The sequence below is a fragment of the Deinococcus arboris genome (genome assembly GCF_009755355.1).
In the GTDB taxonomy this organism is placed as follows: domain Bacteria; phylum Deinococcota; class Deinococci; order Deinococcales; family Deinococcaceae; genus Deinococcus; species Deinococcus betulae.
This window is the reverse complement of sequence record NZ_WQLB01000005.1, coordinates 146,946-159,330: the sequence shown is the minus strand read 5'-3', so window position 1 is coordinate 159,330 and position 12,385 is coordinate 146,946. Positions and strand designations below refer to the sequence as shown.

Annotated in this window: 14 protein-coding genes; 10 read left to right on the top strand and 4 right to left on the bottom strand. The window is 62.4% G+C overall.

The window, feature by feature from the left end:
• Position 1: 1 nt before the first annotated feature.
• The 4 genes from GO986_RS05885 (at position 2) to GO986_RS05870 (ending at position 2,043) form a co-directional block, all read left to right on the top strand.
• The gene (locus tag GO986_RS05885; protein ID WP_157458336.1) at positions 2-412 is read left to right on the top strand and encodes an Rrf2 family transcriptional regulator; all 411 of its coding nucleotides are present in this window, start codon (positions 2-4) and stop codon (positions 410-412) included.
• An 84-nt stretch (positions 413-496) separates the two neighbouring features.
• Positions 497-1,345, top strand: a complete 849-nt coding sequence (locus GO986_RS05880) for an SDR family oxidoreductase (RefSeq protein ID WP_157458335.1) — start codon at positions 497-499, stop codon at positions 1,343-1,345.
• Positions 1,346-1,449: 104 nt separating this feature from the next.
• Positions 1,450-1,686, top strand: coding sequence for a hypothetical protein (locus GO986_RS05875; RefSeq protein WP_157458334.1), 237 nt, complete (start codon positions 1,450-1,452; stop codon positions 1,684-1,686).
• A 51-nt stretch (positions 1,687-1,737) separates the two neighbouring features.
• Positions 1,738-2,043 (top strand): hypothetical protein, encoded by a 306-nt coding sequence (locus tag GO986_RS05870; RefSeq protein ID WP_157458333.1) that lies wholly within the window; start codon positions 1,738-1,740, stop codon positions 2,041-2,043.
• 11 nt (positions 2,044-2,054) lie between these two features.
• On the opposite strand, the gene cdd is transcribed toward GO986_RS05870, so the two are convergent.
• Genes cdd through GO986_RS05855 form a run of 3 tightly spaced genes read right to left on the bottom strand, consistent with a single transcriptional unit; the run spans position 2,055 to position 3,992 of the window.
• Entirely contained in the window at positions 2,055-2,492 is a 438-nt protein-coding gene (gene cdd, locus GO986_RS05865; RefSeq protein ID WP_157458332.1) for a cytidine deaminase, read from the bottom strand.
• Entirely contained in the window at positions 2,485-3,819 is a 1,335-nt protein-coding gene (locus GO986_RS05860; RefSeq protein WP_157458331.1) for a hemolysin family protein, read from the bottom strand. The genes cdd and GO986_RS05860 overlap by 8 nt, the downstream gene beginning before the upstream one ends.
• A complete protein-coding gene (locus GO986_RS05855; protein WP_157458330.1) occupies positions 3,816-3,992 on the bottom strand; it encodes a hypothetical protein in 177 nt (58 codons plus the stop codon). Before GO986_RS05855 ends, GO986_RS05860 begins: the two co-directional genes overlap by 4 nt.
• A gap of 93 nt (positions 3,993-4,085) precedes the next feature.
• On the opposite strand from GO986_RS05855, the gene GO986_RS05850 reads away from it, so the two are divergent.
• Positions 4,086-5,087: an MDR family oxidoreductase gene (locus GO986_RS05850; RefSeq protein WP_157458329.1), complete on the top strand. Its 1,002-nt coding sequence runs from the start codon at positions 4,086-4,088 to the stop codon at positions 5,085-5,087.
• Positions 5,088-5,122: 35 nt separating this feature from the next.
• On the opposite strand, the gene GO986_RS05845 is transcribed toward GO986_RS05850, so the two are convergent.
• On the bottom strand, positions 5,123-7,204 hold the full coding sequence (locus GO986_RS05845; RefSeq protein WP_157458328.1) for a S8 family serine peptidase: 2,082 nt from the start codon (positions 7,202-7,204) through the stop codon (positions 5,123-5,125).
• A 73-nt stretch (positions 7,205-7,277) separates the two neighbouring features.
• Here GO986_RS05845 and GO986_RS05840 point away from each other — a divergent pair, with 73 nt between their 5' ends.
• From GO986_RS05840 to GO986_RS05820, 5 genes are all read left to right on the top strand, one after another.
• Positions 7,278-7,790, top strand: coding sequence for a metal-binding protein (locus GO986_RS05840; RefSeq protein WP_157458327.1), 513 nt, complete (start codon positions 7,278-7,280; stop codon positions 7,788-7,790).
• Between the two features lie 87 nt (positions 7,791-7,877).
• Positions 7,878-8,102 carry a preprotein translocase subunit SecG gene (gene secG / locus GO986_RS05835; protein ID WP_157458326.1) on the top strand — a complete coding sequence of 75 codons (225 nt, stop codon included), beginning with the start codon at positions 7,878-7,880 and terminating at the stop codon, positions 8,100-8,102.
• A 262-nt stretch (positions 8,103-8,364) separates the two neighbouring features.
• Positions 8,365-10,140, top strand: a complete 1,776-nt coding sequence (locus GO986_RS05830) for an ABC transporter substrate-binding protein (protein ID WP_157458325.1) — start codon at positions 8,365-8,367, stop codon at positions 10,138-10,140.
• An 85-nt stretch (positions 10,141-10,225) separates the two neighbouring features.
• Positions 10,226-11,209, top strand: coding sequence for an ABC transporter permease (locus tag GO986_RS05825; protein WP_157458324.1), 984 nt, complete (start codon positions 10,226-10,228; stop codon positions 11,207-11,209).
• Entirely contained in the window at positions 11,209-12,351 is a 1,143-nt protein-coding gene (locus GO986_RS05820; protein WP_157458323.1) for an ABC transporter permease, read from the top strand. The genes GO986_RS05825 and GO986_RS05820 overlap by 1 nt, the downstream gene beginning before the upstream one ends.
• Positions 12,352-12,385: the final 34 nt, after the last annotated feature.

The following is a 12,385-nucleotide window of genomic DNA, read 5'->3' as shown; positions in this document are numbered from 1 at the left end:
TATGAACAGTCAGTACGCTATCGCTGTCCATATTCTGTCTCTGGTGAACGACTCGCCCGAGCCGCCCAGTTCTGAGGACATGGCGGGCAGTGTCGGGGTGAATCCTGTGGTGGTGCGCCAGGTGACGGGCTTGCTGCGGCGTGCGGGCCTGCTCACCACACAGCGCGGCGTCCCCGGAGCGCGGCTGACCCGACCGGCCCAGGACATCAGTCTGCTGGACATCTACCGCGCCGTAGATGCGCCAGAAATGGTCCTGAAGCGGCACCGCAAACCCAATCCGGCCTGCCCGGTGGGCGCGCGTATTCAGGGGGTGCTGGATGACGTATTTGATCAGGCTCAGGCGGCCCTGGAAGCCCGGCTGGCCCAGATCTGTCTGTCTGACATCCACCAGGCTCTGGCCCAGCCTGCCTGATTTTTTTTGCACTGACCTGTCAACTTTTTCTCTACACCCTTGCCTCTCGTCGCTGGTTCGGCGTTCCGAGCCTCAGGAGTTCATATGATTGCCATTACTGGAGCCACCGGCCACCTCGGCCAGCTGACTATCGCCGCCCTGCTGAAACGGGGCGTGCCCGCCCAGAACATCGTTGCACTGGTGCGGAACCCGGCCAAAGCCGCAGAACTAGAGGCGCAGGGAGTCCAGGTGCGCCAGGCCGACTACCGGCAGCCTGAAACGCTGGACGCCGCGCTGCAAGGGGTAGATAAACTCCTGCTGATTTCTTCGAATGATTTTGAAGACCGTGTGGGCCAGCACCGGCAGGTCGTGGACGCCGCTGTGCGCGCTGGTGTCAAGCTGCTGGCCTATACCAGCATTCTGCGCGCCGACACTTCGGGCCTCGCTCTGGCCGCTGACCACAAAGCCACCGAAGACCTGATCCGCGCCTCTGGCCTGCCGTTTGTGTTTCTGCGTAACGGCTGGTATCTGGAAAACTACAACCCGGCCCAGGCGGCGCAGTACGGCGCTGTAGCTGGCAGTGCGGGCGAGGGCCGCGTGAGTGCCGCCAGCCGCGCCGACTACGCCGAGGCCGCCGCCGCCGTGCTGAGTCAGCCGGGCCACGACAATGCGGTCTATGAACTGGGCGGCGATGAGGCTTTTACCCTGGGCGACCTGGCCGCCGAGGTGCAGGCCCAGAGTGGCCGCCCGGTGGTGTACCAGAATATGCCGGAGGGTGACTACGCCCAGATGCTGCGCGGCGTGGGCCTGCCGGACGCCCTGGCCGAGATGCTGGCTGACTCAGATGTGCACCTGGAAAAGGGCGACCTCTACACAGATTCGGGTGACCTGCGCCGCCTGATAGGCCGCCCTACGACCACCTTGACGGAGGGCGTGCGCGCCGCATTGCAATAAGCCAAAGAGAGGGTCAAAGGGGAGAGGCCGCACTGGCTTCTCCCGCTTTTATATTTCATGCCAAAGGCGGACGGCGCGCTGGGTCAGGCTGCGTAGGCTGGTTCATGCTTCTGCTGGCGGCGGCCCTGTTCTTTTCCGTGACATTCCCCGGTGGCACCGCAGTGCAGGTGCCCCTGCGCGACCCAGGGCCAGACGACCTGTTTACCGATACTCGCCCCACGGTCGCCTTTAACCGTACCCGCACCGCTGCGGTGGTTCAGCGGTGCGTTTTGGGGCCAGTGAACGCCGACTGGTGCGACCTTTTTCTGGTTAAGGCAACTGGTGATCTCCAGGCTCTCTAGCGTACTCGTGGTCTTCCTGGCACTCTCTGGACCCCCAACGGGCGGTACCTGGTGGCCTGGGGTGACACCTCGCTGCGGCTCTGGAACCTGCGGGGCCAGGTGCGTGGGGTAGTGCCCGACCTGCACCTGAAAGCGGGCCAGCGGATGTTTGGCCGGCAGATCAAACAGGTCTGGCTTCAGGATCAGGCGATCTGCATGCGGGTCACGTTGACCTTTGGCCCGGCAGGAGCGCTGGCGCCCGTTCCTCCCGACGGGCTTCCCCGGCCTCATAAGGCGCTGACCAGTGTGACCACCGTGCTGGCCTATCACTGGCCCACGCTGGCACCAAAGGAAGAGGCGGCTTGCCGCCGCCCCTGAATGCTCTGTCTTTACTGAACGCTGACGTCGTGGCCGTCGTCGCGCTGTTCCAGCCGAAAACCGTGGGGCAGAAAGTCCTTCACGTAGCCGCTGACCACTTCACCGTGCTGGTTGACACAGACCACGCGGGCGTCGGGGGCAAATTCGTAGAGCACCTGCCTGCATGCGCCACACGGGCTGGCTGGCGGCGAGGCTTCGGAATACACGACGATGTCGGTAAAGTCGCGGCCCCCGGCGGTGGCCATCGCCTGCACGGCGCTCTGCTCGGCGCAGCGGCCCAGGCCGTAGCTGGCATTTTCGACGTTGGCGCCAAAATACACGCGGTCATCACTGGTGCGCAGGGCGGCGCCCACATGGAACTTGCTGTAAGGAGCGTACGCCTGCTTAAACGCGGCTTTGGCGCCTTCAAGCAGTTGGGGGTCGGGGGTCAGGTTCAGGGCGTTACTCATGGGTGTCCTCGGGGTCCAGCGGGTCGGTGTTCGGGGCGCGCTCCACCCGCACCCGCGTCACGCGGCGCTGGTCAGCGGCCTCGACCGTGAAGGCCCAGCCGTTGTGGGTGAAGCTCTGGCCGGCTTCGGGAATGTCCCCAAAGTAGCCAGTCATGAAGCCGCTCAGGGTATCAAATTCGCCCTCACCGTCTTCTATATTGCTGGCCAGCCGCTCCTCGACCTCGCCCACCGTCAGGCTGGCGTCCATCAGGTAGACGCCCTCACCGATGACCTCGATCATGGGCAATTCTTCTTCGTCGGTCTCGTCGTAGATTTCGCCCACAATCTCTTCCAGGGCGTCTTCCAGCGTGACCAGCCCCGCCGTGCCGCCGAACTCGTCCACCACGATGCTCAGGTGGCTCTTCTTGTCGCGGAATTTGGTGAGGAGGTCCTTGATTTTCATCCCTTCCGGCACAAAGAACACCGGGCGCATGATGTCGGCAATCAGGGTGTGGTCCAGGGTGTCCAGGTGGGCGAGCACGTCTCCGGTATGCACGATGCCCACGATGTTGTCGGGCGTGTCCTGAAAGGCGGGAATACGCGAGTAACCGTGTTCGGCGTGCATTTCCAGCAGGCGGCGCAGCGGCGCGGCGCTGTCGGCCAGTACCATTTCGATGCGGGGTGTCATGACCTCGCGCACGGTGGTGTCCGAGAGGTCAAAGACGTTGTACACCAGCTCTTTTTCGTCGTCTTCCAGTACGCCTTCCTGGCTGGACGCACTGACAATCATCCGGATTTCTTCTTCGGAGTAGGCGGTGTGATGTCCCGCCACGCCGCGCAGGCCGAAGGCGCGAACAACCCCGTTGCCCAGGGCGTTCAGCCCCTTAATGGCCCACTTGAAAACCGTGGTAAAGGCCAGAAGCGGGCGGGTGACCAGCAGACTGACCTGCTCGCTGCGCTGCAAGGCCCAGCTTTTGGGCGCCAGCTCGCCGAACACGATGTGCAGGACGGTGCTGATGGCAAAAGCCACCCCAAACGAGATTGCCTTGACCTGTGCCTCCGTAAACTGGCCTTCGGGAAACAGAGGTTCGAGTAGGTGTTCAATGGCTGGCTCGGCCACAAAGCCAATCGCCAGGCTGGCCATGGTGATGCCCAGCTGGGTGGCGGCGATATACAGGTCGAGATTTTGCAGGGCGCGCTGGGTGACCCGCGCCGTGGCGTTGCCTTCCTCGGCCAGCTGGTCGATGCGCGTGCGGCGCACGCTGACCAGGGCGAACTCGGCGGCCACAAAAAAGCCGTTCATCAACACCAGAAAAAACAGGGCGAGAATACCAAAAAGGTCACTCATGTAAGGACGCGCTCCGTGGTCGCGTCGGGGTCATCCGCAAGGCACATGCTGCCCGCCTGACGCCGCTCGGGCGTCAGGGCGTCGGTGACCAGTGGGGGGGTGCCAAGCAAAAACGCCGCTCCCTGGCGGTCGTCACCGGGCGCGGTCAGAGAGCCGGAACTGGGAGGCTCCATATGCAGGGCGGAGTCTAACACAGAGGTGTCAGCTTGGGCGGGCGCCTCTGAATGGACGCTCAAGGCTGGGGCCTCTCGCGCTAGCCTGCTCTCATGTCCACCCTGCCTGCGACCTTCCGCGCCCTGCGTGCTCAGCAAGCCGACCAGAGCACGCACGCCGAGTTTCAGACCCTGCCGCTCAGCGCACTGCCCGCCGGGGACGTGGTGGTGGCGGTGTCTCACTCCAGCCTGAATTACAAAGATGGCCTGGCGGTGCTGGGCCGCCCGGGCGTCCTGAAGGCGCATCCCATGACACCCGGCATTGACCTGGCCGGCACGGTGCTGGAAGACCGCTCTGGGCGCTGGGCTCCTGGCGCCCCCGTCCTGCTGACCGGCTGGGGAATAGGCGAGCGCCAGGACGGGGGGTATGCCGAACTGGCCCGCGTGCACCCCGACTGGCTGGTGGCCCTGCCTCCGGGGACCACGCCCCACTGGGCCATGAGTGTGGGCACAGCTGGTTTTACGGCCATGCTGGCTGTGCTGGCGCTGGAGGCCGCTGGCCTGAAATCCGGTCAGGGTGAGGTGCTGGTGACGGGTGCGGCGGGCGGCGTGGGGAGTACCGCCGTGGCGCTGCTGGCCGCTGCTGGCCATGAGGTCGTCGCCAGCACTGGCCGCCCAGAGGAGGCAGCTTACCTGCACGACCTGGGGGCCGCCCGCGTGATAGGACGTGAGGAGGTGTCTGGCCTGACCCGGCCCCTGGAAAAGGAGCGCTGGGCCGGCGTGGTGGACACCGTCGGCGGCGCGACCCTGGCCGGCGCTTACGCTTCGACCCGCACCCACGGTTCGGTGGCGGTGTGCGGGCTGGCGGGGGGGCACGACCTGCGGACGACGGTGTTTCCGCTCATTTTACGCGGCGTCAATCTATTGGGCGTGGACTCGGTGACGTGCCCGGCCGAGCGCCGGGAGGCCGCCTGGGCCCGCCTGACCCGTGATCTGCCTGCCGCGCGCCTGGCCCCCATCACCCAGACGCGGGGGCTGAGCGAGGTGCCCACGCTGGCCCCAGAGATTCTGGCGGGGCGTGTGCGGGGCCGCACCGTGATAGACGTGCGCCGCTGAGGACAAGGCTCAGCGGCGCACTGAACGCTTAGGGGTCAGCGGGGTTGCAGGTCGCCGACATCCACGCGGGGCGTGGCCCGGGCCAGCGTCACCTCGCGCTCGACCCGCTTCTCGTGGGCTTCGCCGTAAATGCCGTTGCTGTCGGTGTCCAGGCCGCCGATCACGCGGTAGGTGCCGTCGCCCAGGTACGCCTGGAACCGGCCCAGGGCGTCCACGGCAGGCTGAAAGGTCAGGCCGCGCGCGCTTTGCAGCCGCAGGCCCAGGGTGCTGCTGACTGCGGGCGCATTCAGGGCGGCGGCCGCGTTGACCATACCGTAGCCAAACTGGTCGTCGCGGCCCTGGGCTCCCAGGTCAGTGGCCGTGGCCACCAGGCGGGCCAGCGTGTCGGCGGGGCCAGTCGTGACGCCCTTACTGAGGAGCAGCGCCGCCAGGGCCGCCACCTGCGGGCTGGCCTGGCTGGTGCCCACCTGGGCGGCGTAATTGGGCTGATTCTTCATGTAGTCCCAGTCCGTCGAGAGAATCACGTCTGGGAAAGGCTGGCCGTTCAGGGTTCCGCCATTAAAACGGTTGCCGCCGTAGGGCTCAGCGCCGCCCGGCGCCGAGAGCTGCACCTCGGGATAAGCGTTACTGAATTTCGACCTTTGCGGCGCGCTGCCGCCTGAGAGGGTCACGCTGCCCACGGCCACCGCCGCGGAGCAGGCAGCGGGGTAATAGGGCGAGGTGCCGTAGCCGTTGCCCGCCGCCGCAATGACCAGCGAACCGGCGCTGCGGGCTTCTGCGATGGCGTCGCACATGGGGCGGGCGGTATCGGCGCTGATGTCGCCGCCCAGGCTGAGGTTGATGACCTGCGCGGGGTGTGGGTTGCGGTAGGTGGTGGTGCCCAGGGTGACTGGCAAGCCCGCCGCGTAGCGCACCGCCGAAATCACATCAGCCTCGCTGGTGTTGCCCTGCGCGTCCAGCACCCGAATCGGCAGCACCTTGATATTGGCCTTGTAGCTGGCACCGACCACGCCGGTCTGGCTACAGCCATCACAGGACACCCCATTGTCGCCCCAGCGCGCGGCGATGATGCCGGTGACGTGAGTGCCGTGACTGCCTGTGGTGCGGCCCTGGATGCTGGGGTCGGTGGGGTCGGTATCGGGGCCGTCGCCGTCGCCGCTGTCGTAGGGCGAGGTCTGGGCGTCGCCGGCCGTAAAGGGCAGCACGTCCAGGGCGCCCTCGCCTGGGCCCCACAGCTGGCCCTTCAGGTCTGGGTGGTCAAAACGGACGCCCGTATCCACGACGGCCACCGTGACGGGCTTGGTGTAGCCGCCTGCTTCCATGTCGCGCCACACGCCGCCGTACCCCATCAGAGGGTAAGCCCATTGCAGCCCGGCAAACTGGTCGCTGGGGACGACGGGCTGGGCCTGGGCGCTCAGGACCGCGTTGGGCACGGCGTATTCGACTTGAGGGTCAGCGCGCAGGGCCGCCAGGGCGGCGTCAACATTGGTCACATTCAGTTGTGCGCTCTGCGTGCCTAGAGCAGAGGTGGCCAGCACCTTAAGGCGTGCTGCTTCCAGAGTGCGCTGTCCTAGCTGTGCGGCGCTCAAGCTGGCCCCGCCCTGAGGCTTCAGGCTGGCGCTGCGGTATTTCACAATGACGCCGCGTGCAGTGCCGGCTGGGGCCTGTGTCCTGAGCGACGCCGCAGACTGCGCGTCCTGACCCTGGGCCTGGGCTGGGGCGACCAGGCGCCCACCCAGCTCAAACTGCTGAGCGGTGACCGTCCAGAGTGCTGCCCCTGATTTGGCCACGCTGCCCGTGCCGGAGGTCCATTCAATCTTGATCTGCCCACTGAGCTCAGACTGATTGGCCTTCAGGGGCGTAGCTGCCGCGCGGTCGGCCGTGATGGTCAGGGTGACATTTCCCTGACCAGACAGAGGGGTGACGCTGAGCCAGTCCGGGCGGTCAGTGACTCGCCACTGCCCCGCGAACGGAACGCTCGTACTGCCGCTGGCGGCCTGGGCCAGTGGGACGGTGCGGGCGTCAAGGGCATCGCTGGGCGTCGGGGTCGGATTACACGCGGCCAGCAGGGCGGTCAGCAGCAGCAGGCCGGGCAGGCGGGGCAGCAAGTTGGGCATGTGGCCTCAGGATGCCTGAAGTTTTCTGAGGGTGCATGAAGCCCGGTGCATCCCACTGGACAGGTCTGGCACAATGGCGCGCGTGCCCAGTGGACGAGTGCATAACCTGATCAATATTGCGGCCTATAGCGTGCTGGCTGCGGCTACGCTGGTGGCTTCCCGGCTGGAGGCCGTGGTGGTGACGCCCGCGCAAGGTCTGTGGTTCACGCTGGCCTACGCCGCTGGCACGTTTCTGCTGTCGCCCGACCTTGACCTGGCCGAGGGGCGGGTGGACAGCAAGCGGCACTGGGGGGTCTTGGGGGTGCTGTGGGTGCCTTACGGCATGCTCTTTAGTCACCGGGGGTGGTCACACACCTGGCTGGTGGGGCCGCTCACTCGTCTGCTCTACGTGGCCCTGATCGTGGCGCTGGTACTGGGCCTGCTGACCTATCTGGTGCCGGGGTTGACGCTTCCTACCTTGCCCGAGCCGCTGAGCTGGAAGGTTGCCGCGCCGCTGCTGGTGGGGTATTACCTCAGCCAGTGGTTGCACTTGATAGCTGATGGTGTGCGGCCAGACCACGGCGCGCGGCGGGTGCGCCGCAAGTAGGGACTGACCGGTTAGAGCAGGCGCGGGCGTGCTATACCGTGACCTATTGGCCAGCAGAGTTCTGGCTCTCTTTCCCCGAGGTCTGTCATGATTCTGAACCTGTTTATCGTGCTGTTTGCGCTGGCGTGCCTGGCGCTGGTGTTTTTCGTACTGCTGCAAGTGCCCAAGCAGGCAGGGCTCTCGGCCAGCATGGCGTCAGGCGGTTCCCTGCTGGGTGGGCGCGGCGTCGAGGGTGGCCTGATTCGCATCACCAGCGTGTTAGGTGGGTTTTTCATGTTGCTGGCGCTGCTAATTAGCTTCGTCTCGCGCTAAAAACTTGTTCTTCGCTCTGGCCCGTCACGTGTGGTATGGCGGGCTTTTTATGGTGTCTCTGGGAATTCTGTCCAGGCCGGGTCGTAATTGTAAGTTTGGGCTGACCTTGCCATGACGCGCCTCTGTATTGTTGCGGCGTACCTTGACCAAATCTAAGCCATTCCATATAGTTGGCCTCGCTGGAAAACCCTTTTTCAATGCCACTCCCGGCGTGAGCCGGCGCGTTGTCATATTCCACAGCTGCAACTTTTCGGAGGAACCTATGAAGAAGATCCTGACCCTTGCCCTCGCCCTGAGCGTTGGCTCTGCCGCTGCTCAGACGTTTGCTTATCCTGCTGCGTGGACGGCTGAGCAAAATACTGCAAACAAGCGTGGCGGCGAGCTTCGCATCTCGGCCATCAGCGACTTCAAAACTATGAATCCTTTCACTAGCGCGGAGGCAGATAGCATCCCCACCCGTCTGTCGACGGGCGGCACAGGCACGGTAGGTCTGTTTGCTCAGGATCCCCGCAACGATGAGTTCATTCCATACATGGCTGCCGCCGCGCCTGTGGTGAGCAACAGCAATAAGCGGTTTGTGGTCAAGATTCGTCAGGGTATGAAATTCAGTGACGGTCAGAACATCACGGCTGAGGATTGGGTCACTACTTGGAAGATTCACACTGACGACAAGGTGGGCAGCAACAGCCGTGACACTTTTTTCCTGGCCGGCAAACCCATCACCATCAAGAAGCTCGACAATTACACTCTTCAGTTCGACTTCCCGCAGCAGAGTGCTTCTGCTCTGAGCATCATGTCCTTCACGCCCTGGCCTGACCATATCTTTGGTGCCGCTTACCGTAGCGGCGGCGCTGACGCCATCAAGAAGATGTGGGGTCTGGCCACGCCAGCCAGCCAGATCGTGACACCTGGCATGTGGGCGATGGAAAGCTACCGCGCCGGCGAGCGCACTGTCTTTAAAAAGAACACTTACTTCGGTGACTGGAATAAAGACAGCCGTGGCCAGGAACTGCCTTACCTGAACAACCTGTCGGTGCGGATTGTGGCCGACGCCAATGCGGCACTGGCGGCCTTCCTGGCGGGTCAAATTGACACCGTAGGCATGCGCAACGCCGACGACTTGGCGCAGACTAAGCGTGCTATTGACGGTGGCAGCCTCAAGGCCTTCCTGAAGGCCAACGTGAGCCCGCAGGCCACCAGTCAGTGGATCACCTTTAACTGGAACAAGACGGATGACGCCGCTAAGCAGAAGCTGTTCCGTGACGTGCGCTTCCGCCGCGCCATGAGCCACATTGCCAACCGCGACGCGATGGTTCAGCTGGCGCTAGGCGGCCTGGGCACCCCCACCTACTTCAGCGTTTACCCAATCTTCAAACAGCAGATTGACGCAGGTCTCGCTGCTGGTGCGCCCCAGTACAAGTACAACCTGGCCGAGGCAACCCGTCTGCTGGCCCAGCTGGGCTACACCAAGAAGAATGCCCAAGGCTACCTCGTGGATAAGGCGGGCAAGGTCCTGGAATTCAACCTCAGCACCAACGCGGGTAACACGGTGCGCGAGCAACTCGGCGCTATCTTCCGTGACGAGGCCAAGAAGGTGGGCGTCAAAGTCAACTTCACGCCTATCGATTTCAACACGTTGGTGGGTCAGCTGACTGCTAAGGGCGAGAATCGTCCATTTGACGCGATTCTGCTGGGCCTGTCTGGTGGCAGCAACATCTGGAGCTTCGGCACCAACGTTGTGCCCTGCGGTACCAACCTGCACAGCTACAACAACCCCACCAGCGGTAAGTGCCTGACCAGTCAGGAACAGCTGATGACCAAGCTGTATTACCAGGGTGACGCCGAGCTGAACGACGCCCGCCGCCGCACTATTGGTGGTCAGCTGATGAAGACCGAAGGCGAGTTGCAGCCCGTCATCTACCTGGTCGGCGGGAACTTCCATGTGGCTTTCAATGAGCGTCTGGGCGGCGAGTTCGCGGCCAACATGATGGACGCTTACTACGGCCACCGTCTCCAGGCCCTGACCTTCATCAAGTAATACCAGAGCATTTCTGCTCCCAACGGGGGGTGGTTCGCCCGCGCGGACTACCCCCCACACGCATGACCAGTCACGGAGTACGTTCATGATTCCATTCCTGCTGCGGCGGGTGGTGCAGTCCATCCCCACCTTACTTCTGGCCAGCCTGCTGATCTTTTTCGTGATTCAGCTGGCGCCTGGCGACTTTCTCACGCCTGCAAAACTTAATCCCAACATTAGCCCTGAGCAGTTGGCTGCCCTGCAACGCAATTTTGGCCTGGACCGCCATCCTATTGAGCAGTATTTCCTCTGGATGCGGAATATGCTTTTCAATTTCGACTTTGGCTTGTCCTTTTCATATCAGCAGCCAGTGCTAGATGTGATGGGACCGCGCATTTTCAATTCACTCTGCTTGGTGCTGCTGAACTTGGTGTTTTTCTATGCCATTGCAATCCCGCTGGGCGTATTCGGGGCGGTGCGGCAGAATTCATTGATCGATAAGGCCGTTAATGTGGTCCTGTATTTCTTGCTTGGCTTCCCTAGCTTTTTCTTGGCCTTGATTGTTATTTATGGCCTGCTGTTACTCAAGCAGAAGACAAATATCGATATCCCATTCATTGGTATGACCAGCAACGAGTTTGACGACTACAGTCCACTGGGAAAGATCTGGGACGTACTCAAACACATTCTTATTCCGGCACTGGTGTTGGCCGTCAGTGACGCCGCAGGAACGACCCGCGTCATCCGCGGTCAGATGCTCGAAGTGATGCGCGCTGATTACATCCGTACCGCACGGGCCAAAGGGGTTACCGAGCGGACTGCCATTTGGAAGCACACTTTCCGTAACGCTATCTTGCCGATTGTGGCTGGCATTGGCGGGTTGCTGCCAGCAGCGGTCAGTGGAGCTGGTTTTATGGAAGTGGTTTTTGCCTATCCTGGCATTACACCTATGATTCTGGACGCCCTGAACGCGCAGGACCTGTACCTGATTGCGGGTTTTACCGTGATCACCACGGTCCTGCTGGTGGTGGGCAACGCACTGAGCGACATTCTTTTAGCGGTTGTTGACCCCCGCATCAAGGTCGGGTGATGGCGGTGACCACAACAGCCTCTACAGTATCAACCAAACAAGTGAAGGCCCAAGGGCAATCACAGTTCGCGGTGGCCTGGTCTCAATTCCGCAAAAACCGCCTGGCTCAGACTGGCGGCGTCATGCTCATTGCCATCTACCTCATGGCGCTCTTTGCGCCGTTCCTGGCTCCTGCAGGTTTGTCTAACTATTCCACCAGCAACATCACGCGCTTTCATCCTCCTACGCCCATTCATTTCCGTGACCCAGAAACGGGAGCTTTTGGTCGGCCTTTCGTCTATAAGTACACCCAGCAGCTCAATCCGGAGACGTTCGTCAATGAGTACCGGCCATCGGCCCAGAAATGCCCTCTCTACCTCGGCGTGCGTGGAGATACATACAGGATTCTAGGACTGTTTCCTGGCAGCCTGCATCTATTTGGTACTGGTAACTCGGAATGCAGTATCTATCTCTTCGGAGCAGAAGACCTGGGTCGTGACCTGCTGAGCCGTACTCTGTATGCTTCACAGATTAGTCTGACCATTGGCGTGGGGGCCGTGCTTATCAGCACGTTGATTGGGCTCTTCATGGGCGCAGCCTCTGCTTACTTTGGCGGCTTCGTTGATACGCTTATCATGCGCCTTGTTGAGGTGCTGGCTTCCATTCCTACCTTGTTTCTGCTTCTCTTGCTGCGCAGTGTCTTCCCTAAGGACATCAACCCTATCTTTGCGCTCTATGTCATTCTCGGCATTCTGGCGTTTATCGGCTGGGGCGGCCTGGCACGCAGCACACGTGGGCAGCTTCTGAGTGTGCGTGAGCAGGATTTTGTCTCGGCCGCCAAGAGTCTGGGCGCCAGCGATAACCGCATCATGATTCGTCACATGCTGCCCACCATGACGACTTACGTCATCGTGGTGACCTCACTGGCCATCCCCAGCTACATCCTGCTCGAATCTGGCTTAAGCTTCCTCGGTATTGGTGCTGTTGAGCCCTACGCTTCCTGGGGCAGTTTGCTCAAGCAGGCGCAGGACGGCGGTTTAAGTAGCCTCAATCAGAGGCCCTGGGTCTTGATTCCTGGCTTCTTTATCGTGTTTACCGTGATGTGCTTCCAGCTGCTCGGTGACGGCCTGCGCGACGCCTTCGATCCTCGCAAGCGCTCGTAGGTTTTTCTGCCCGGACGCGGCCAGATTTGCGGGC

Excerpts from the sequence above, each read along its gene's own strand:
- GO986_RS05845 (WP_157458328.1), bottom strand. The coding sequence starts at position 7,204 with ATGCCCAACTTGCTGCCCCGCCTGCCCGGCCTGCTGCTGCTGACCGCC.
- GO986_RS05840 (WP_157458327.1), top strand. The coding sequence starts at position 7,278 with ATGGCGCGCGTGCCCAGTGGACGAGTGCATAACCTGATCAATATTGCG.
- GO986_RS05825 (WP_157458324.1), top strand. The coding sequence starts at position 10,226 with ATGATTCCATTCCTGCTGCGGCGGGTGGTGCAGTCCATCCCCACCTTA.
- GO986_RS05860 (WP_157458331.1), bottom strand. The coding sequence starts at position 3,819 with ATGAGTGACCTTTTTGGTATTCTCGCCCTGTTTTTTCTGGTGTTGATG.
- secG (WP_157458326.1), top strand. The coding sequence starts at position 7,878 with ATGATTCTGAACCTGTTTATCGTGCTGTTTGCGCTGGCGTGCCTGGCG.
- GO986_RS05885 (WP_157458336.1), top strand. The coding sequence starts at position 2 with ATGAACAGTCAGTACGCTATCGCTGTCCATATTCTGTCTCTGGTGAAC.
- cdd (WP_157458332.1), bottom strand. The coding sequence starts at position 2,492 with ATGAGTAACGCCCTGAACCTGACCCCCGACCCCCAACTGCTTGAAGGC.
- GO986_RS05855 (WP_157458330.1), bottom strand. The coding sequence starts at position 3,992 with ATGGAGCCTCCCAGTTCCGGCTCTCTGACCGCGCCCGGTGACGACCGC.
- GO986_RS05875 (WP_157458334.1), top strand. The coding sequence starts at position 1,450 with ATGCTTCTGCTGGCGGCGGCCCTGTTCTTTTCCGTGACATTCCCCGGT.
- GO986_RS05820 (WP_157458323.1), top strand. The coding sequence starts at position 11,209 with ATGGCGGTGACCACAACAGCCTCTACAGTATCAACCAAACAAGTGAAG.
- GO986_RS05880 (WP_157458335.1), top strand. The coding sequence starts at position 497 with ATGATTGCCATTACTGGAGCCACCGGCCACCTCGGCCAGCTGACTATC.
- GO986_RS05830 (WP_157458325.1), top strand. The coding sequence starts at position 8,365 with ATGAAGAAGATCCTGACCCTTGCCCTCGCCCTGAGCGTTGGCTCTGCC.
- GO986_RS05850 (WP_157458329.1), top strand. The coding sequence starts at position 4,086 with ATGTCCACCCTGCCTGCGACCTTCCGCGCCCTGCGTGCTCAGCAAGCC.